This is a genomic window from Bariatricus sp. HCP28S3_D3, assembly GCF_052065755.1.
Classification (GTDB): Bacteria; Bacillota; Clostridia; order Lachnospirales; family Lachnospiraceae; genus Allocoprococcus.
Map to the genome: position 1 here is coordinate 68,931 of NZ_JBQHTK010000001.1, position 18,337 is coordinate 87,267.

Sequence of the window (18,337 nt, forward strand, 5' to 3'; positions counted from 1 at the left end):
ACAATATTCCTTCTACGAGAATCTCACAAAGGGATTTTCATATTTTGCGATTTCTCCCAGCCTTTCTTCGATTCTGAGAAGCTGATTATATTTTGCCACACGCTCAGATCGGCACGGTGCGCCAGTCTTAATCTGCCCTGTGTTAAAGGCAACAGCAAGATCCGCAATGAAGGGATCTTCAGTTTCCCCGGATCTGTGTGAAATAATTGCCTGATATCCCGACCTTTTTGCCATCTCAATCGCATCAACTGCCTCTGTCAAAGTACCAATCTGATTCACTTTAATAAGAATCGCATTGGCAATCTCTTTGAGGATTCCCGCATTCAGTCTTTTTACGTTTGTAACAAAAAGATCATCTCCTACAAGCTGCATCTCCAGCCCCAGCCTTGTAGTCAAAAGTTCCCAGCCTTCCCAATCTTCCTCGTCCAGTGCATCTTCGATTGAAAGGATCGGGAACCGATCAGCCAGTTCTTCAAAATACTCAATCATTTCCTCAGAAGAACGTTCCACACGATGTCCGTGCATTTTTCCTTCTCCTTCAAAAACATAACGTTTTCTCTTTTTGTCATATAACTCACTGGCCGCTGCGTCCAAAGCAATCACAATCTCTTCTTTTGGTTTATATCCGGCTTTGTCAATCGCCTCTATAATAAATTGCAGTGCATCACCGGCATCCGGAAGATTGGGCGCAAATCCACCTTCATCCCCGACCGTTGTCTGATATCCCTGCTTATTTAGCAAGGATCTAAGCGCCTGATATATTTCCGAACACATCTGAAGTCCTTGTTCAAAACTATATGCTCCCACCGGCATGATCATAAATTCCTGGATGTCGATCGTATTATCTGCGTGGCGTCCCCCGTTCAGAATATTCATCATAGGCACCGGCATCTGTTTAGCACCCACTCCTCCAAGATAACGAAACAGCGGAATCCTTAAGGCCTTTGAAGCAGCCCTTGCCACCGCAAGTGATACCCCCAGCATTGCATTTGCGCCCAGATTAATCTTGTTATCTGTCCCATCCAGTTTCAAAAGGACCTGATCGATTCTCGCCTGTTCAAACACATTCATTCCTTCTACTTCACGGGCGATTCTGTCATTGACATGCTCCACAGCTTTCTTAACTCCAAGTCCCTGATATCTTCTCTGTCCGTCCCGCAGCTCGATTGCCTCATATTTTCCCGTTGATGCACCGGAAGGTACCGATGCCCTGCCGTGAAACTGTTCCCCTGCAAGTACTTCCACCTCAACAGTCGGATTCCCACGCGAATCCAGAATTTCTCTGGCATATACATCCGTAATAGGTAAATACTGATCCATGATTTTTTTCCTCCTTTTGAAAGATAGTATATCCGCTGTGGATTCATCTCATGCCCGCATTTTATTCCCAGAAAATACCTGATTTTTCTTTGGTTTTATGTATAATTGTATACTTCATAAACTTGATTCAAAACAGTTGACTTTCAAAATTTGCCGCGTTACAATTCGTTTGGAACGAGCCGTAATGCTGATTTTACGCGGTCTTTCAAATATTATAATCTTGGGGAATGAGCAAATGGATAAGAGTTTTAAAAATTTTGCCATGATGACAGGCGCTACACTAATCATGGCAGTGGGGACCTATTTCTTTAAATTTACCAACAATTTCACTTTTGGCGGAATCACCGGTCTCGCTGTACTGGTCGCGAAAACCGGACTAATTTCAGCTGCCGATTTTTCTTTTATAACTAATATGCTGCTTCTGGTTCTGGGTGCAGTAATCCTCGGAAAACAATTTGTTGCGAAAACTGCCTATTGCAGTATTCTTCTTTCTGTTACGTTGTCACTGTTAGAAAGGGTCTATCCTATGTCACACCCCTTTACGGATGAACCGATGCTCGAAGTTATGTTCGCGATCGCACTGCCGGCATTCGGCTCAGCTATTCTCTTTAATATCGGTGCTTCAAGCGGAGGCACAGATATCATTGCAATGATCGTTAAGAAGTATTCCAGCATCAATATCGGCAAAGCTCTGATCGTTTCCGATATTGCCATAACAGTACTCGGTTTCTTTGTCTTTGGTATGAAAACCGGACTTTACTCCCTTTTCGGTCTTTCGATCCGGTCATTCCTGGTGGACAACTTTATCGAAAGTCTGAATCTTTCAAAATATTTTAACGTTGTCTGCGCTAAGCCGGATCCGATCTGCGATTTTATTGTCAATCAACTTCACCGCGGCGCAACGATCTGTGATGCGCGGGGTGCATTTTCTGGTTCAGAAAAATACATTATTCTTACTGCACTGAATCGCCAGCAGGCAATTAAACTGAGGAATTTTATCAAGAAGGAAGATCCATCTGCATTTATCCTGATTTCCAATACCAGTGAAATCATAGGAAAAGGCTTTCATGCCATTTAAAAATATGTTAGAATATAGATGGGAAAGGTCAAAAGACCTGACGGGGGTTCCCACTAGAAATTTATAAAGAGGGTTGTTTTATGGAAAAAGCGACAGAAACAATTCCAGTGTCTTCCCATCCGACAACACTGGAGAAGCAATGGCTGAATGCAGTAAGTCCGGAAGATTTTATCCGCAACAATAAGAATTTCAATTCTTTGATGATGAAATATCGTTGTGCGATCCGGGAAATTCAGACAAAACTTGAAGTCCTGAATGATGAATTTTCCGTTGCAAATCAGAGAAATCCGATTTCTTCTATTAAATCCCGCATCAAAACTCCGGCAAGTATCTATGAAAAGCTGCGTCGGAAAAACCTTCCGTTTACGGAAGAAAGCATCGTGAAAAATCTGGACGATGTTGCCGGTATTCGAGTGATTTGTCCATTCATCGGCGATATTTATACGATGGCCAATCTGATTTCATCACAGGATGATATCACAGTTCTTAAGATCAAGGACTACATACAAAAGCCAAAGGATAACGGTTACCGAAGCTACCACATGATCGTGGAGATCCCGGTGTTCTTCTCAGAAGGAAAGGCTGCAATGCGTGCTGAGATTCAGATCCGTACCATTGGAATGGATTTCTGGGCAAGTCTCGATCACCAGCTTCACTACAAAAAGGATATCAGTTCTTTGGTAGATATCGCCTCCATTGAGGACGAACTGCGCAGATGTGCAGAGACTGTCAATCTGACAGACCGGCATATGGAAGAGATCAAGGATTTAATTGGCGATGTCAAAGACATTTAAGCACACATTTTCCATGGAAAAAGGCACTCCTCTACGGAATGCCTTTTTCTCAGATTACTATTATGATCCAAAATTCTTATCGATCAACCTACAATACTCCATATAAACCGGTTCCCCCTCAAACTGTTCTTTCAGCGCATCTCGAATCCCCTTATAATACCATCCGATCATCTGCTTGTCTTTCATACGAAACCTGTTCCATAGTTCCTCACCACAGAGCGGATAATCCCTGTCAATATCACGCATATTGGAGAGCTTGTCCGCAAGTCCGATCATCTGAACTTCTCTCGGAGCTGTTCGGATACGCTCAATCGTTGCTCCCTTTCTTTCTTCCCAGGAACGGGATTTGTCCTCACTCTCCTGTGCTACAAAAAATGCAACTCGGGCCGAAAACATCTCCGCAATCTTCTCCACCGTTACATCCTTGCAGTCTTCAACCGTATCATGCAAAATTGCTGCACTGATAACCTCTTCATCGTGCGTCATAGACGAAACGATATCCCCCACTTCGATCGGATGCACGATATACGGGCGTTTCGTCCCCTTTCGAAACTGCCCGTCATGTACTTTCGTTGCGAATTCAATGGCTCTGTCTACCATATTCTCCTCCTCGCATATCACAATATTACGATCTTTTCTTTATCATATCATCTTGCACTTTAAATAACAAGAAATAACGTGTATAATTATAATAACCTTTTTTATAAATGTTACAAAGGAGCGCTAATTTATGACCAAAAAAACTGTTCTTGTAACCGGTGCTTCACGTGGAATCGGCAGAGCATGTGCACTCCGATTTGCCGCCGGTGGATATCATGTTTTCTTAAATTGCCGAAAATCATGGAAAGCTCTTCATCAGGTACGTGCCCAAATCGAAGAGATGCCTTATGGTTCCTGTGAAATTGTAACCGGAGATGTCGGAAATCCCGACGATGTCAAAGGAATCTTCGATGCCGTCTCCCTGTCCTGCGACGGTCTTGATGTTCTGATCAACAATGCCGGAATTGCTTACATGGGATTGCTTTCTGATATGACAAACAAAGAATGGAATCACATGATTCAGACAGACCTTTCTTCTGTATTCTATTGCTGCCGTGGCGCACTTCCGCATATGATCTCAGTGAAGCGTGGACGTATCATCAATATTTCCTCCATGTGGGGAACCGTTGGTGCATCATGCGAAGCCGCCTATTCTGCCGCGAAATCAGGTGTAAACGGTCTGACCCGAGCACTTGCAAAGGAACTCGCACCGAGCAACATTCAGGTCAATGCCATTGCCTGCGGTGCAATTGACACTTCCATGAATGATCTTTTAAGCGAAGAAGAAAAGCTTGCATTTGCTGAGGAAATTCCCGCCGGACGTTTTGGCTCTCCGGAAGAAGTGGCTCAGCTCGCATGGGATATTGCCCACGCACCGGAATACATGACCGGCCAGATCATCGGTCTGGACGGCGGATATATCTAAAAGATCTGCATATGTAAAACGGGTTGAAACACCAATCGTGTTCACAACCCGTTTTATCTTATCATCATTTATTCCATATCCAGTTCAATCGGACAATGATCTGATCCAAAAACATCAGTCAATATCTTTGCATCCCTAAGCCGCTCTTTCAGGCAATCCGATACACAGAAATAATCAATACGCCATCCTGCATTCTTCTCTCTTGCTTTAAACCGGTAGGACCACCAGGAATAAATTCCCTCCACCTCCGGATAAAAATAACGGAATGTATCTACAAAACCATTCTCAAGAAGTGCTGAAAATTTTGCTCTTTCCTCATCCGTAAAGCCGGCATTTTTCCGGTTTGTCTTCGGATTTTTCAAATCAATCTCCTGATGCGCCACGTTCAAGTCTCCGCAAAACACAACCGGCTTCTTCTCTTCCAGTTTCTTCAGATATGTTAGAAAAGCGTCCTCCCACTCCATTCGATAGGGGAGTCTCGCCAGCTCATTCTGAGAATTCGGCGTGTACACAGTTATAAAATAAAAATCCTCAAATTCCAGTGTAATGACACGTCCTTCCTGATCGTGTTTCTCAATTCCGATTCCGTAAGAGACGCTGATCGGCTCTTTTTTCGTAAAAACAGCTGTCCCCGAATACCCTTTGCGCATAGCATAATTCCAATACTGATGATATCCCGGCAGTTCCAACTCCAGCTGTCCTTCCTGCATCTTCGTTTCCTGAAGGCAGAAGATATCCGCATCTGCCTCCTTAAAAAAATCCATGAACCCCTTCTGTACGCATGCACGGATTCCATTCACATTCCAAGAGATAAATTTCATTACTGTCTCCTCTTCCCTTTTTCCTCAGTTTTCCACGCAAATTCTCCCTGAGAATTTTTATTATAAATAACGAGTAATCCTTTCAGAAGGAGCTCATCATCCAGTATAATCTTTTTTCTGCAATGCGGAACGATCTTCTTTGCAAGTCCTCCCGTTGCAATGACCGTTGCAGGCTGCCCGAGTTCCTCTTCCAGTCGTTCAATGATACCGTCCATACATGCGGCATTGGAATAGATCACACCACTTTTCATACACTCCACTGTATTTTTTCCAATGATCCGTTTCGGAGCTTCCAGACTGATTCCACTGAGCTGTGACGCATTTGCAGTCAACGCATTTAATGATGTATAAATTCCGGGGTAGATCATACCCCCGATATAATTCTTATTCGAATCCACAACACAGACCGTGTTCGCCGTTCCAAGATCGAAAATAATCAGCGGCGGCTCATACCCGTCTATTCCGGCAACGGCATCCGCGACGAGGTCACTTCCAAGCTGAGCCGGATTGTCCATCATAATATTGAGTCCTGTTTTTACTCCAGGACCAACGACCAATGTTTTTTTCTTGAGAATCTTTTCTGTTGCTTCTTTAATTACATTTGTTATCTGGGGCACAACGGAACTGACAATAGCGCCTTCCAGCTTCCCTGCATCAATTCCATGAAGATCCAGAACCATCTTGATATCAATCGCATATTCCAGCTCCATCTTCGTCTTGATTGTAGAAAGTCTCTCAATAAAATATGTCTTATTGTTGTCAATACATCCCAGAACAATATTTGTATTTCCAATATCTATTGCAAGAATCATTTTTGTGTATCCCCTTTACTATCTTCCACTCTGTGTCTGAGAAGATGCCGTCAAGCGCATCAATACCTTTCCGATGACAGCGACAAGGACAGCAGCAGCAAGTGCCTCCGGAATTCCCGATGCAGTCACCGTTCCCATGATCAGACCGAATACCGCAGTCACCGCTACTTCTTTTGCCTCGGCATACTGCTGCGCCAGCAGAAAATAGATACTCCCCATTACCATGACCGTATTCACCATGGATCCTGCAAATCCTGTAACCGCAAGTGCCACATAGGTGTTCAGTTTTATCTTTCGGAACAAGATCCAAAGCCATCCTGCCACAACACCGATCAGAATACGGCATCCGACAGAAATCCAGATTGCCTTGAGCGCCCCTGTCAAATTTGAGGCAAGAAACGGCGAAAATGCGAACGACAGCAATGTAGGTGCCATTGTGTTGCTGACGAGCGAACAGATTCCGAAAACACCTCCCAGAATCGCTCCTGCAAGCGGTCCGAAAAGAACTGCACCGATGATCACCGGTATATGTACGGTTGTTGCCTTTATAATCGGAAGCTGAATCATACCAAGCGGCGTATTTGCCAACACAATAATGATTGCAGCCATCAGTGCAACACTTACCATCCAACGAGTACCCTTTTTTTCTTTGTTGTTTTTCATTGTTTTCCTCCTGTTATTATTCTCATTTTGAGATACAATACATGATTTGTAACTGTTCAGAGCCAAGCAGATTTGTCAAAAAAGGGCTATGAATGCTTGCATTCGTGAGCACTTTTTTGTACAAATCTATTTGGCGGATACGCCACACTGAGGAAACACGAAGTGTTTTCGAGGTTGGCTCTGAACAGTTACCATGATTTTTATTTATGAATTCATCTGATCCAGAATCATATCCAGAATCCGCGCCGCCGTCTCTTCCTTACTCAGAAGAGGCAGTGCAGTCTCGTTTTCTCTGGTAATCAGAGTCATCCTGTTCGTGTCACCTTGAAAACCGGCTCCGGCATCCCTGAGATTGTTTGCCGCTATCATATCCAGATTTTTCTTTTCCAGTTTTGCTCTGGAATTCTCAACCATGTTCTCTGTTTCCATAGAAAATCCACACAGAAACTGTCCCGGTTTTTTATGTTCTCCAAGGTATTTCAGAATATCATCCGTTTTCTCCAGTTCCAGAACCATCTGCTCACCGGATTTCTTCATTTTTTGATCATTCACATACTTCGGGCGATAATCCGCAACCGCGGCCGCTTTGCAGACAATATCCGCATTTTCAGCCTCTCTGCGGACCGCCTCAAACATCTCTTTTGCCGTCGTGACCAGAACCACATTCACAAACATCGGCTTTGGAATGGAAGTCGGTCCGCTCACCAGCGTGACATCGGCTCCCCTTGCGGCACAGACTTTCGCCATCGCATATCCCATTTTTCCGGAAGAATGATTGGTGATATACCGCACCGGGTCAATGGCCTCTTGCGTCGGCCCTGCAGTGACCAGAACCCTCTTCCCGATCATATCCTTTTCCCATGCCAGCTCATGATAAATATATTCATAAAGCTCTTCCGGTTCCGGCATTTTTCCGATTCCGCTCGTTCCGCATGCAAGATGCCCCTCGGCAGGCTCGATCACTTCATATCCGTATTTTTTCAGGATCGCGAGATTATCCTGCACTACCGGATTCAGATACATCTCCGAATTCATCGCAGGCGCAATGAATTTCGGGCATCGTCGGCAAGCCATCACAGTCGTGGTCAACATATCATCTGCAATTCCGTGAGCCAGTTTCCCGATCACATTCGCAGTCGCCGGGGCAATCATTACCAAATCTGCCACACTGGCGAGTGCGACATGCTCCACGCTGTACTCGAAGTTCCGGTCAAATGTATCGATCAGACACTTATGCTTCGTCAAAGTCTCAAATACAATCGGATTGATGAAATTCGTTGCATTCCTCGTCATGAGTACCTGCACATCATACCCGTTCTTAACCAGCATACTTGCCAGCGACGCTGTCTTATACGCGGCGATTCCGCCCGTCACTCCAAGTACAACTGTCTTCTTTTGCTCCATCAAAGTGTACACTCCTTCGTCTGTTTACTTGTCCGCTTCCAGAACACATTATTCCAGAATTTTCTTCAGTTCCGCCATAAATGTATTTACATCTTTAAACTCTCTGTAAACAGATGCAAATCTGACGTAAGCAACCGCATCCAGTTCTTTCAGATGTCCCATCACGATCTCGCCGATCACACTGCTCGGAATTTCCTTCTCTTCCCGGCTGAAAATATCGGTCTCGATCGTGTCGATCGTCTTCTGGATCTCAGAAGTCGGCACCGGTCTCTTATAGCATGCCCTTAAAACACCGCCTTCAATCTTCGCACGGTCATACTGTTCCCTGGTATTGTCTTTCTTAATGATGATCAGCGGAATCGTCTCCACTTTCTCATACGTTGTAAACCTCTTGCTGCAGGCATCGCAGGAACGTCTTCTCCTGATCGATGTCCCGTCATCAGCCGGTCTTGAATCAATAACTCTGGTATCAATGTTACCACAATATGGACACTTCATCTTCTATCCTCCTGTCTCTTTCTCTCCCCACACACCCCGGAAAACGCTATGGTCCCGTGTGGCGACCTTTTCCTCAATATTAATAGTATAAATGTAGACTATTTTCTTGTCAAACAAAATTCCCCGAAATACTTACAGTCTGCTTTTCAGAATCTGCCATGCCTGTACAATGATTGCCGCATGGTCGCAGGCTATCTGATTTGTATCCATGACTTGGAAGTCTCTTTCCTGCACAATGTCCCCTTTTAAATCCTCTTCTACCACAGCCGTAAGTTCCAGTTCATATGCCTTATTCTCCAATCTGAGGAAATGGCTTCTTTTCCTGCCTCCGTCTTCTACATTTTCCCAGGCGCCGCTTTCACAGTAAATCTCGCACCACAGAGCCGCATCCGCATCATCTCCTGCATGCACCGTCACTTTGGTTTCCTCCACAACAGACATATATGCAGAGGTGATCACACGCGCTCGCGGATCCCGGTTCGCATTTCCATACACCGCGATCTGTTCCATGGGCAGGTCGTCCACACCGGTCTCTTCCATCAATTCCCGCTTCGCCGTATCTCTCAGATTCTCCCTCAGATTAATAAACCCTCCCGGGAGAGCCCACCATCCGATGCACGGATGATTCCCTCTCCTGATCATCAGAACCTTCCATACAGAATCCAGGTTCGGCCCTTTCGATTCCACTCCCTTATCCGACCAGGAAAATACAACCGCATCCGTTGTCACACAGGGGTTCTTATATTTATATGGATCATATTCTTCCAGAAATTCTTCCAGATCCTGCCCCTTATCATTCTTCTTTCCGTTTCCCGTGAATGGGGCAATGTTCTCCAAAAATGCTGCCATTTTCAATTCCTCTCCTTCTTTTTTTATTTCTTATTTACACGTTTTTAAAAATTTCTCTTCGCAGATTTCTACCAGAATGATATCGGGCCCGATTCTGCAGATACATTCAAACGGAATAATATATTCCGCATCATATCCAAACAGCCCGCACACCTTCCCCGGTCCCGGCACTATGATAGCCTCCACTGTCCCGGAGCACTTATCCAGTATAATATCCGTCACACACCCCAGCCGTCTCCCATTACAGGTGTTGATTACTTCCTTCTCTCTCAGTTCGCAAAAACGGATCCGGTTTTCTTTGTCACATTTTTCTTTCACGGCACACACTCCGAACTCTTCTTATTGCCAGTATATGATGTTTCCCGGCTTCCGGACCTGATTCTTCCATGCTTTTTCTTGAAAACTGCAGATTTCATGCTATGATATAAGTATTAATTATCAGTACACTAGTATTTTACTACACATATACAATTATTTCATCATTTTTACATCAGGAGGACTTTACTATGGAAACCATTCATGTCAGTAAGATACATTTCACCTCCAAACCGGATTGTTCCAAACGCCTGGCGAAAGAAGAAAGGGTCTATGATTTTCTTGACAAACTGCAGATTCCCTATGAAGGTGTCGATCATGATATTGCCAACACCATTGAAGACTGCCGGGAAATCGAGAAGGAACTGCAGATCGGGGTATGCAAGAATTTATTTCTATGCAACCGCCAGAAAACAACTTTCTTTCTTTTGATGATGCCGGGTGACAAGCATTTTGAGACAAAAGTACTCTCACATCAGCTCGGTGTATCCCGCCTTTCCTTCGCGGAATCACGATACATGGAAGAATTTCTGGACATTACTCCGGGCAGCGTCAGCGTTCTCGGACTGATGAACGATGTCGAAGAGCAGGTCGATCTTCTGATTGATGAAGATTTACTGAAAGAAGAATATCTCGGATGCCATCCCTGCATCAACACTTCCAGTCTGAAGCTCCGAACCTCCGATATTCTTCAGAAATTCGTGAAAGCTACGGGACATTCTTATCATATAGTCGCATTATAAGGATTGCAATTTAATAAAAAAGATACTATAATTTTCACATACTCTAATTCAGAAAAACGAGGTATATTATATGAAGAAAAAAGTTGTCGTTGCACTGGGTCATCGTGCTCTCGGAAATACACTTCCGGAACAGAAGGCTGCAGTAAAAAAAGCTGCCGCATCGATTGCTGCTCTTGTTGAAACAGGATACGATGTTGCAATCACACACAGCAATGCACCACAGGTAGGTATGATTCATACCGCCATGAATGAATTCGGCAAATCCCACGAAGATTTTACCCCTTCTCCGATGTCAGTCTGCTCCGCTATGTCTCAGGGATATATCGGATATGACCTGCAGAACGGCATCCGCGAAGAACTGATGAACCGGGGCATTTACCGCACCGTCAGTACAGTTCTGACTCAGGTCATTGTTGATCCTTATGATGAAGCTTTCTACACTCCAACCAAGGTACTCGGACGTATCATGGATGCAGAAGATGCTGCAATCGAGCGAAAGAAAGGAAATTATGTTGTTGAGGTTCCGGGACAAGGCTTTCGGCGTGTCGTTGCTTCTCCAAATCCGGTAGAAGTAGTTGAAGCAGATGCCGTAAATGCGCTCCTGGATGCAGGCCAGATCGTAGTTGCCGGCGGCGGCGGTGGCATTCCGGTACTGAAACAGGGACACCATTTAAAAGGTGCCAGTGCTGTCATTGAAAAAGACCTGACTGCCGGACTTCTTGCAGAACAGATCGACGCAGATGAGCTGATCATTCTGACAAGCGTAGAGAAAGTATGCATCAATCGTGGTACCGATAAGGAAACGGAACTTGGCGTGATTTCTCTGGATGACGCAAAGAAATACATGGACGAGGGACATTTCGGTGTCTACAATATGCTTCCGAAATTCCAGGCCTCTGTTTCTTTCATCGAAAAAAGAGAGGGACGACGTGCGATCATCACTTCTATGGAAGCATTAAACGACGCATTAAAAGAACGTACCGGTACTGTGATCAAATAAAACACTCACGTATGCATGACATTATAACAGGAGCGCGAAAACGGATTATTCATTTCCGTTTTCGCGCTCCTGCTCTTTTCATCGTTATCTTTTCAACCTATCCCTGCAGCTGAAGCAGCTTCCCTTTCAGCTCATTTTCAAGCCTCTGCATCTCCTGCTCCGCTTCATGACGTTTCTGGCGTCCCTCCTGCTGAATCTTCATCACTTCATCCAGCGTTGAAATCAGAGATTCATTTGTCGCTTTCAGGGTTTCCATATCAACAATTCCACGTTCGGATTCTTTTGCCGTATCAATCGTCGCCATCTTCAATTTCTCAGCGTTCTTTCTGAGAAGCTCATTTGTCATATCCGTCACTTCCCGCTGCGCCGCTGCCGCCTGGGCGGAATGTTCTACACCAAGCGCAAGCACCATCTGACTCTTCCAAAGCGGAATCGTATTCACGATCGTTGACTGAATCTTCTCTACCATTAACGTGTCATTGCCCTGCACAAGGCGGATCTGCGGAGCAGTCTGAAGGGAAATCGTCCGTGTGAGTTCCAGATCATGGATCTTCTTCTCAAACCGTCCGCACATAGCCTCAAGATCTCTTGCCTCCTGCGCATCTTCCGCAAGTCCTGACATCTGTGCTTTCTGAACAAGCTCCTGCAGTTTCGTCGTGCGAACCTCCTGCAGCTTTTTCTTTCCCGCAAGGATGTACATGGTAAGCTCTTTAAAATACGTAAGATTCAGTTCATACATTTTATCCAGAATCGCAATGTCCTTTAGAAGTAAGACCTGATGATTCTCCAAAACTTTACAGATCTCATTGATATTCGTCTCTGCTTTCGCGTATTTCGCTTTCATGGACTGTATCTTATTGGACGTTTTCTTAAAAATTCCGAGAAATCCCTTTTCTTCCTCCTCGTCAAAGTTTCGAAGTTCCTTTACTACACCGGAAAGAAGGTCCCCCACCTCTCCCAGATCTTTCGTCTTCACATTCTCCATTGCAGTCTCAGAAAAATCCGCCATCTTTTTCTGGGTTCCGGCGCCATACTGAAGAATCATCGTAGAATTCGTCAGATCAATCTGGCTTGCGAATTGATCGACTGTACGTCTCTCGTCGTCCGTTAAAATTGATTCATCCATAATTTCTTGTTTTTCAGGTGCCGGTACCGGTGTCTGCATTTCTTCTTTAAACGGCTCCAGCGTTAATTCCGGTGCCGGTGCAAATGTTTTGAATTCATCATTCATGTTCCTAAACCTCCATTTTCCTCTGCATTCTGCCTTGTCTATTTGCTATTTCCCGGATTTCCGTTTCCATTCTTCTTCTGTCAGCCCTTCCTGCGCAAGCATGGTATGCAAAACAGAAATGTCCGAAGACACATCCCATGCCGTATCCTGAAACAGGCTGTCCAACAGCTTCTCAAATGCAAGATTCAACGTATCAAGGGTCGCTTCGATCTCCGCTTTTGCTGTCTGTATGTTCTCTCCTCCTACCGGCTGACGGTCCATCTCTTCATATGCCTCCAGCAGCTTAACAGTCGTTGGAAGATAATATTCCATCAGCTTCCGGATATCTCCTACCGTCTCAGGATTTTGTTCTACACGATCGAAAATCCGATCCACGACCATCTCCATTCTGGAGATTTTAGCTGATATCTCCTCACCCGGAATCGCGTCATTGCACGCATGAATCTTCCGGATATATGCATCACCCTGCTCAATGATCTCACGTACCTCCGGAGTCAGACCTTCTCTGGCCTTTTCCGTTTCACGCTTTACCTGATCCTGCTTTTCCTTTTGCATCCGGGCTTCTTTCTCTTTCTGCTGTTCGCGATAAATCTCATCCCGCTCCTTCTCCCGCATCTGTTCTTCCAACTGCAAATACTGGTCATATGCCTGATCAGTCACCATCAGGCAAGTCTTCTGACCATCCAGATGTCCCTGACGGAACCATCCGCTTTCGATCATCTTCCGGAGATCCTTTGCCACATACTTTGCCGTTTTCCCCGTCTTTTCCGCAAGTTCTTTAATATCACAGTATTCTCTGTCCTGAAGGAAACTCATATATTTCTTAAACCTTCCAATTCGTTTCAAAATCGAGGTTCCGGCACCTGCCATCCCGCCAAATACCCCTGTAAAGACAAGTGAAACGATAAGCACCGCAAGCGCCTCACCCGGTTTGATCAGAAACAGTCCGGCAATTCCCAGAAGGAGTAAAATCCCGGAAATAACCGCAACCGGATATCCAAATGCACATAGAAGAATTCCGCCTGCCTGTGTGCCGGTCATCGATGCATAAAGAGCCGGCTGGTTTTTGGAACGACTTTCATATTTCATTGCATTGCTGTTCTGAGTCTCAAATGGCTGGCTCTGACGGCCATAATTATATTCAGTTCCCGCATTTCCGGCCCCATATTGATAATCTGTCCCGGCATTTCCGGTCTCATAGCGATAATCGGCTCCCTGATCATGATTCTGCCAGTCATTGCCATAAGAGCCGCTTCCCTGCCAGTTTGGTCCAAAATCCCCGTTCATTCCATCCGGATTCTGCCATCCATGCCCGAAAACTCCCCTGTTTCGTGCATTTCCCATATTCCGCATACTCCGTGCTGCCTCATTCAGCGCCTGATTAATCGTATTCGTGATCGTCTGATTCAGTCTGCGATAATCTCTGGAATCCACTGCGTCCTGCACCATTCTGCGGATATCCTCGCCAAAGCGTTCCCACTCCTGATTGTTCATCTTCTTCTCCTGCCATTCTATTTCGTATATTTTATACGGTTGTCAATTCCATTTGAAATGATGTATTCATATACACTTTTCGGCACCAGATCGTTCCATTTCTCATCCGCCAGAATTCTCTGTCTCACCTGGGTACCGGTTATTCCTTTCTCACTCTCATTCCTGCGCCAAAGCACTTCTGCCGCATATCCCATACTTCTTAATACTTCTTCCTCCCTCTTCGTCTTTTCATCACAGATACTCAGAAAACACACCGCATCTTTCGGTAAATACTGCCTAAGATACTCCGGACGTTCGATTGGAAAAGGAATTATGTCAAATGCTTCTCTCGGCACTTTGAAATCGATAAGGCAATCCCGTATCATTTCAAATCTTTCAAAATATGTCAAAGGGTTGGACGACTTCTTTCTTTCTTCATCCATCTCAGAGTCTTCCTGAATATAAGACTCGTCAGGAAACGATATTCCCACATAAAGCTTTCTGCATCGCATTTTAGCCGCCAATATATATTCCAGATGTTTCAGATGTAGAATCTGAAATCTACCATAAACTACCCCAACATCGATCATTTTTCTGCTCTCCCTCCATGCAGCTCTTTCTTTTGTATCTGCATCTTCCCGATTACTCGTACATATAATTCATTATACTTCATTCTCAAATAATTGAAAATACCTTTAAACAGAAAAATAACCGTCAGTGGGACGGTTATTCCTCTTACCAAAATACTTTCTTTTATTCGACATTACTCGCCTGGGTCTACATTTGCAGCACATTGATGATCAACACCCAGGCCAGTCCATAGTAAGTAACTACAGCAACCAGGTCGTTGATCGTAGTAATCAGCGGCCCGGAAGCGACCGCCGGGTCCACACCTAACTGTTTGAACAGCATTGGCACGGTAGTACCTACAATACTGGAAAGAAGCATTGCGACCAGAAGCGCGATTCCGGTACAAGCCGAAATCGAAAAAGCCATAATCAGCACCTGCCCTTTCAGAAGATACAGGTATAGTCCGATAAACAGAAAAGACAATACTCCAAGAATCAAACCGTTGCACAGCCCGACTCTCGCCTCCTTGGAAATCAGGTATAATTTCTGTTTTTTGCTGACCTGCTCGTCCATCAGAACACGAATGGTAACAGCAAGTGACTGTGTACCTACATTTCCCGCCATATCGAGTACGAGAGACTGGAAACATACGATCAGCGCCAGATGTGCGACTACTTTTTCAAAAATTCCCACCACAGAGGAAACGACCAGTCCTAGTCCCAGAAGTACCAACAGCCATGGAAGCCGTTTCCCGATACTTTTGCGAAGCGGCTCTTCCAGATCCTCTTCCGCAGAAAGACCTGCCAGCTTTGCATAGTCATCTCCCAATACATCATGGATCATCTGACCTACATCCTGCGCTGTCAATATGCCTTTGAGCTTATTATTTTCATCCAGAACGGGAATCGAATCTTCGGAATAATCCTGAAGGCGCTCAATGCAGTCTTCAATCTGCTCTTCCGCATACACGTACGGATAGGATGTCATGATAATACTATCCAATTCCGTATTCTCTCTGGCAACGATCAGGTCCTTCAGATCGATTGCCCCGACCAGCACCTTGTCTTCATCCAGCACATAAATCGTGGAAATATTGTCATTATCCGCCGCCTGATCCACCAATTCCTTCATCGCCTGACGCACATTCAGTCCCGCACCGATTGCAATATAATTCGTCGTCATCTTACTTCCGATTTCATCCTCATCGAAAGCACTGGAAAACGCAATCTCCTTTTTCGCACCGTCTTCCATCAGATCGATCAATACACTTCTTTGCTTCTTATCGAGCTGGCGGAGATACTCCACGGCGGTCGTCACTTCGAACCGGTTCAGCACCTCAACCCTTTTCCGGATTCCGAGCTCACTCAGCCACTCGTCTCTCCTGTCCGAATACTCCAGAATATCAGAAAGCATATCCGTATCGAGTATACTGTAAAGCCGCATACGCTCATCCTTTTTAAGAAGCTCCAGCGCATCGGCAATATCATTCTCATGATAATCTCCAATCTTCTCCCGCATCAGCCTTGGTGTCAGATTGCTGCGTGCAATTGCCGCTATTTCATTGCTGTAGTCCGGGTGCTGTACAACAGCCGCATTTTCATTTGGGAAATTCTTCTTTGCACTCATTGTCTGTTCCTCCTTTACGCATCAAAATCAAGTACACCTCTGTTATCCGCCGGTGGCTTTATCTTGGAATGAGATTGGATCTCCACCAAGACTAACTTGTCGCAACTCGCACCTATAAAAGTGAGAGTCTTATCTTCTTTCAAGATAAAATTCAAGCCATTCAGGCATGCATGGTAAAGATGGACATAGAAAAACGCTTCAGGATAAATGGGCAAAAAAATACCATTGTCACCTGCAAAACACTTTTTCTACACCCGCCTTACATTGATGTAGTGTGTTCTTTGAAACGGACAACGGCAGCCATTCTCTGAAACGGAGCAAAATTCATATGCTCATAAAGAAACGGCAAAGTGGTCTCCCTCTTCGCCTTATAGATTCAAAAACCAGGTCAGAATACAGACGGCATAAAACCGCAACAATTCTGACAGGTTATGACTGCCCTGTCCCTACTTCGTGCACTACTACCGTCCATATTCTCACCTCACTTGTTCATTTATTCTCAGATATGATATTTTATAAGGAATATTTTAACAGATGGAAATATTCCCCCATTAACGGAAGTATTATACCACACCTTAAAGAGTTTAGCCAGTATTAATTTTTTAGCTATAAGGCAGTTTATTGTCTCTTCTTTCTCTCTGATTCATATGTTTCTCCCTTGTCGATCCGTTCGATAACCTGATGCTGCATGGCCTTGCCCGCCCCTCTCCCAAAGCCCGGGAAATCACCGAGACACCACCCACACCGAAAATCGTTCCTACCGCCGTAAAGAGGAGGAATACCGGCATAGCCAGAGACACGGCGGCAATCAGAATATCGTCATGGGTCTGACCGATAAAGAAGGTATCCGCCAGATTATAGATTAGCACCATAATCATCGCAGCCATTGCAGGCAACACATTTTTTAGCACTGCCTGAGGAACAGGCGCATTGCTGAACACTTCCAGATTTTTGTTTTCCTTTTTCTTTTCCATTGAAACCACCTTTCTTAAACAATCGTATGCTTTCAATCTCTAGCTATTGAATTACCCAAAATAAATACTCACTTTTTGTGAGCACTTATTTTAAACTATACTTAATTTTCTTAAGGAGTGAATAAAGGATATCACGCTCTGTCTCGGTCAGCCCCGATAGAAGCATCTCTTCCGAGTGGATCATGTCCCGCTTCGTTTCCAGAACCCTGTCTATTCCCGCCTGCGTGATGCGCACCAGCTTAATCCGTTTATCCACTGTATCAGCATATCCTTCCACCAACCCTTTCTGCTCCAGCCGGGAAATGATACCGGCAGTCGTGGACTGCGCAATACATAGAACCTTCTCCAACTGCTTCATGGAAAGCTGTTTTTCCGGGGCATCGTTCAGTGCCAGCAGGGCTCCTGCCTGTGCCATTGTCATATCCCATGAACGCATCTTATTGTCTGCCCTTTTCTGCATCTCGTCGCCAATCTGCTTCATCAGTATCCCGCAGGACACATGGTCTGCCATATCTATGCCCCCTTTCTGCCGATAAATATAGCACACTACTATCCCTATATCAATAGCATGCGTTTGATTTTATGCACATTTTGTAACAGTTCAGCCATAAAGCTCGAGCTGACTGCTTCGCAGTCTTTCCCGCTGCATATGCAGCTAAGGCTCTCGCTCATGGCAGAGCGCCATATACAGATATTTAAAA

Annotated in this window: 20 protein-coding genes; 5 read left to right on the plus strand and 15 right to left on the minus strand. The window is 44.9% G+C overall.

The genetic code is table 11. The features are described 5' to 3' along the window. Positions 1–12 precede the first annotated feature (12 nt). Positions 13–1,320 (minus strand): phosphopyruvate hydratase, encoded by a 1,308-nt coding sequence (gene eno / locus ACTNB3_RS00285; RefSeq protein ID WP_441024022.1) that lies wholly within the window; start codon positions 1,318–1,320, stop codon positions 13–15. A gap of 235 nt (positions 1,321–1,555) precedes the next feature. On the opposite strand from eno, the gene ACTNB3_RS00290 reads away from it, so the two are divergent. Together ACTNB3_RS00290 and ACTNB3_RS00295 are read left to right on the plus strand one after the other, a co-directional pair. Continuing rightward, on the plus strand, positions 1,556–2,398 hold the full coding sequence (locus ACTNB3_RS00290; RefSeq protein ID WP_427806769.1) for a YitT family protein: 843 nt from the start codon (positions 1,556–1,558) through the stop codon (positions 2,396–2,398). Between the two features lie 80 nt (positions 2,399–2,478). Then, positions 2,479–3,192 (plus strand): GTP pyrophosphokinase, encoded by a 714-nt coding sequence (locus ACTNB3_RS00295; protein ID WP_427806768.1) that lies wholly within the window; start codon positions 2,479–2,481, stop codon positions 3,190–3,192. Positions 3,193–3,252: 60 nt separating this feature from the next. Here the strand turns inward: ACTNB3_RS00295 and ACTNB3_RS00300 are convergent, their stop codons facing one another. Beyond that, the gene (locus ACTNB3_RS00300; RefSeq protein ID WP_441017847.1) at positions 3,253–3,792 is read right to left on the minus strand and encodes an HD domain-containing protein; all 540 of its coding nucleotides are present in this window, start codon (positions 3,790–3,792) and stop codon (positions 3,253–3,255) included. Between the two features lie 130 nt (positions 3,793–3,922). On the opposite strand from ACTNB3_RS00300, the gene ymfI reads away from it, so the two are divergent. Then, positions 3,923–4,657: an elongation factor P 5-aminopentanone reductase gene (gene ymfI / locus ACTNB3_RS00305; protein ID WP_441024026.1), complete on the plus strand. Its 735-nt coding sequence runs from the start codon at positions 3,923–3,925 to the stop codon at positions 4,655–4,657. A gap of 68 nt (positions 4,658–4,725) precedes the next feature. On the opposite strand, the gene xth is transcribed toward ymfI, so the two are convergent. From xth to ACTNB3_RS00340, 7 genes are all read right to left on the minus strand, one after another. Then, positions 4,726–5,478: an exodeoxyribonuclease III gene (gene xth / locus ACTNB3_RS00310; protein WP_427806764.1), complete on the minus strand. Its 753-nt coding sequence runs from the start codon at positions 5,476–5,478 to the stop codon at positions 4,726–4,728. After that, complete coding sequence (locus tag ACTNB3_RS00315) at positions 5,478–6,290, minus strand: type III pantothenate kinase (RefSeq protein WP_427806763.1); 813 nt, start codon at positions 6,288–6,290, stop codon at positions 5,478–5,480. The genes xth and ACTNB3_RS00315 overlap by 1 nt, the downstream gene beginning before the upstream one ends. An 18-nt stretch (positions 6,291–6,308) precedes the next feature. Next, the gene (locus tag ACTNB3_RS00320; protein ID WP_427820285.1) at positions 6,309–6,953 is read right to left on the minus strand and encodes an ECF transporter S component; all 645 of its coding nucleotides are present in this window, start codon (positions 6,951–6,953) and stop codon (positions 6,309–6,311) included. Between the two features lie 204 nt (positions 6,954–7,157). Continuing rightward, a complete protein-coding gene (coaBC, locus tag ACTNB3_RS00325; RefSeq protein ID WP_441024029.1) occupies positions 7,158–8,357 on the minus strand; it encodes a bifunctional phosphopantothenoylcysteine decarboxylase/phosphopantothenate--cysteine ligase CoaBC in 1,200 nt (399 codons plus the stop codon). Positions 8,358–8,405: 48 nt separating this feature from the next. Then, complete coding sequence (gene nrdR / locus ACTNB3_RS00330; RefSeq protein ID WP_427806761.1) at positions 8,406–8,855, minus strand: transcriptional regulator NrdR; 450 nt, start codon at positions 8,853–8,855, stop codon at positions 8,406–8,408. Positions 8,856–8,987: 132 nt separating this feature from the next. Next, positions 8,988–9,704, minus strand: a complete 717-nt coding sequence (locus ACTNB3_RS00335) for an NUDIX domain-containing protein (RefSeq protein ID WP_441024031.1) — start codon at positions 9,702–9,704, stop codon at positions 8,988–8,990. Between the two features lie 30 nt (positions 9,705–9,734). After that, on the minus strand, positions 9,735–9,992 hold the full coding sequence (locus ACTNB3_RS00340) for a PRC-barrel domain-containing protein (RefSeq protein ID WP_427806819.1): 258 nt from the start codon (positions 9,990–9,992) through the stop codon (positions 9,735–9,737). Positions 9,993–10,210: 218 nt separating this feature from the next. Here ACTNB3_RS00340 and ACTNB3_RS00345 point away from each other — a divergent pair, with 218 nt between their 5' ends. Together ACTNB3_RS00345 and arcC are read left to right on the plus strand one after the other, a co-directional pair. Beyond that, positions 10,211–10,762, plus strand: coding sequence for a prolyl-tRNA synthetase associated domain-containing protein (locus tag ACTNB3_RS00345; RefSeq protein ID WP_427818986.1), 552 nt, complete (start codon positions 10,211–10,213; stop codon positions 10,760–10,762). 70 nt (positions 10,763–10,832) lie between these two features. After that, entirely contained in the window at positions 10,833–11,762 is a 930-nt protein-coding gene (gene arcC / locus ACTNB3_RS00350) for a carbamate kinase (protein WP_441017838.1), read from the plus strand. Positions 11,763–11,859: 97 nt separating this feature from the next. On the opposite strand, the gene ACTNB3_RS00355 is transcribed toward arcC, so the two are convergent. The 6 genes from ACTNB3_RS00355 to ACTNB3_RS00380 form a co-directional block, all read right to left on the minus strand. Continuing rightward, on the minus strand, positions 11,860–12,993 hold the full coding sequence (locus ACTNB3_RS00355; RefSeq protein ID WP_427818984.1) for a toxic anion resistance protein: 1,134 nt from the start codon (positions 12,991–12,993) through the stop codon (positions 11,860–11,862). Between the two features lie 45 nt (positions 12,994–13,038). Then, complete coding sequence (locus ACTNB3_RS00360; RefSeq protein ID WP_441024033.1) at positions 13,039–14,487, minus strand: 5-bromo-4-chloroindolyl phosphate hydrolysis family protein; 1,449 nt, start codon at positions 14,485–14,487, stop codon at positions 13,039–13,041. Positions 14,488–14,504: 17 nt separating this feature from the next. Beyond that, the gene (locus ACTNB3_RS00365; protein WP_441024035.1) at positions 14,505–15,056 is read right to left on the minus strand and encodes a nicotinate-nucleotide adenylyltransferase; all 552 of its coding nucleotides are present in this window, start codon (positions 15,054–15,056) and stop codon (positions 14,505–14,507) included. A gap of 187 nt (positions 15,057–15,243) precedes the next feature. Continuing rightward, the gene (mgtE, locus tag ACTNB3_RS00370; protein ID WP_427818981.1) at positions 15,244–16,662 is read right to left on the minus strand and encodes a magnesium transporter; all 1,419 of its coding nucleotides are present in this window, start codon (positions 16,660–16,662) and stop codon (positions 15,244–15,246) included. A gap of 602 nt (positions 16,663–17,264) precedes the next feature. Beyond that, entirely contained in the window at positions 17,265–17,636 is a 372-nt protein-coding gene (locus ACTNB3_RS00375) for an MATE family efflux transporter (protein WP_427818980.1), read from the minus strand. An 85-nt stretch (positions 17,637–17,721) separates the two neighbouring features. Beyond that, on the minus strand, positions 17,722–18,147 hold the full coding sequence (locus ACTNB3_RS00380) for a MarR family winged helix-turn-helix transcriptional regulator (protein ID WP_441024037.1): 426 nt from the start codon (positions 18,145–18,147) through the stop codon (positions 17,722–17,724). Between the last annotated feature and the right edge of the window lie 190 nt (positions 18,148–18,337).

Excerpts from the sequence above, each read along its gene's own strand:
- eno (WP_441024022.1), bottom strand. The coding sequence starts at position 1,320 with ATGGATCAGTATTTACCTATTACGGATGTATATGCCAGAGAAATTCTG.
- ACTNB3_RS00290 (WP_427806769.1), top strand. The coding sequence starts at position 1,556 with ATGGATAAGAGTTTTAAAAATTTTGCCATGATGACAGGCGCTACACTA.
- ACTNB3_RS00295 (WP_427806768.1), top strand. The coding sequence starts at position 2,479 with ATGGAAAAAGCGACAGAAACAATTCCAGTGTCTTCCCATCCGACAACA.
- ACTNB3_RS00300 (WP_441017847.1), bottom strand. The coding sequence starts at position 3,792 with ATGGTAGACAGAGCCATTGAATTCGCAACGAAAGTACATGACGGGCAG.
- ymfI (WP_441024026.1), top strand. The coding sequence starts at position 3,923 with ATGACCAAAAAAACTGTTCTTGTAACCGGTGCTTCACGTGGAATCGGC.
- xth (WP_427806764.1), bottom strand. The coding sequence starts at position 5,478 with ATGAAATTTATCTCTTGGAATGTGAATGGAATCCGTGCATGCGTACAG.
- ACTNB3_RS00315 (WP_427806763.1), bottom strand. The coding sequence starts at position 6,290 with ATGATTCTTGCAATAGATATTGGAAATACAAATATTGTTCTGGGATGT.
- ACTNB3_RS00320 (WP_427820285.1), bottom strand. The coding sequence starts at position 6,953 with ATGAAAAACAACAAAGAAAAAAAGGGTACTCGTTGGATGGTAAGTGTT.
- coaBC (WP_441024029.1), bottom strand. The coding sequence starts at position 8,357 with ATGGAGCAAAAGAAGACAGTTGTACTTGGAGTGACGGGCGGAATCGCC.
- nrdR (WP_427806761.1), bottom strand. The coding sequence starts at position 8,855 with ATGAAGTGTCCATATTGTGGTAACATTGATACCAGAGTTATTGATTCA.
- ACTNB3_RS00335 (WP_441024031.1), bottom strand. The coding sequence starts at position 9,704 with ATGGCAGCATTTTTGGAGAACATTGCCCCATTCACGGGAAACGGAAAG.
- ACTNB3_RS00345 (WP_427818986.1), top strand. The coding sequence starts at position 10,211 with ATGGAAACCATTCATGTCAGTAAGATACATTTCACCTCCAAACCGGAT.
- arcC (WP_441017838.1), top strand. The coding sequence starts at position 10,833 with ATGAAGAAAAAAGTTGTCGTTGCACTGGGTCATCGTGCTCTCGGAAAT.
- ACTNB3_RS00355 (WP_427818984.1), bottom strand. The coding sequence starts at position 12,993 with ATGAATGATGAATTCAAAACATTTGCACCGGCACCGGAATTAACGCTG.
- ACTNB3_RS00360 (WP_441024033.1), bottom strand. The coding sequence starts at position 14,487 with ATGAACAATCAGGAGTGGGAACGCTTTGGCGAGGATATCCGCAGAATG.
- ACTNB3_RS00365 (WP_441024035.1), bottom strand. The coding sequence starts at position 15,056 with ATGATCGATGTTGGGGTAGTTTATGGTAGATTTCAGATTCTACATCTG.
- mgtE (WP_427818981.1), bottom strand. The coding sequence starts at position 16,662 with ATGAGTGCAAAGAAGAATTTCCCAAATGAAAATGCGGCTGTTGTACAG.
- ACTNB3_RS00375 (WP_427818980.1), bottom strand. The coding sequence starts at position 17,636 with ATGGAAAAGAAAAAGGAAAACAAAAATCTGGAAGTGTTCAGCAATGCG.
- ACTNB3_RS00380 (WP_441024037.1), bottom strand. The coding sequence starts at position 18,147 with ATGGCAGACCATGTGTCCTGCGGGATACTGATGAAGCAGATTGGCGAC.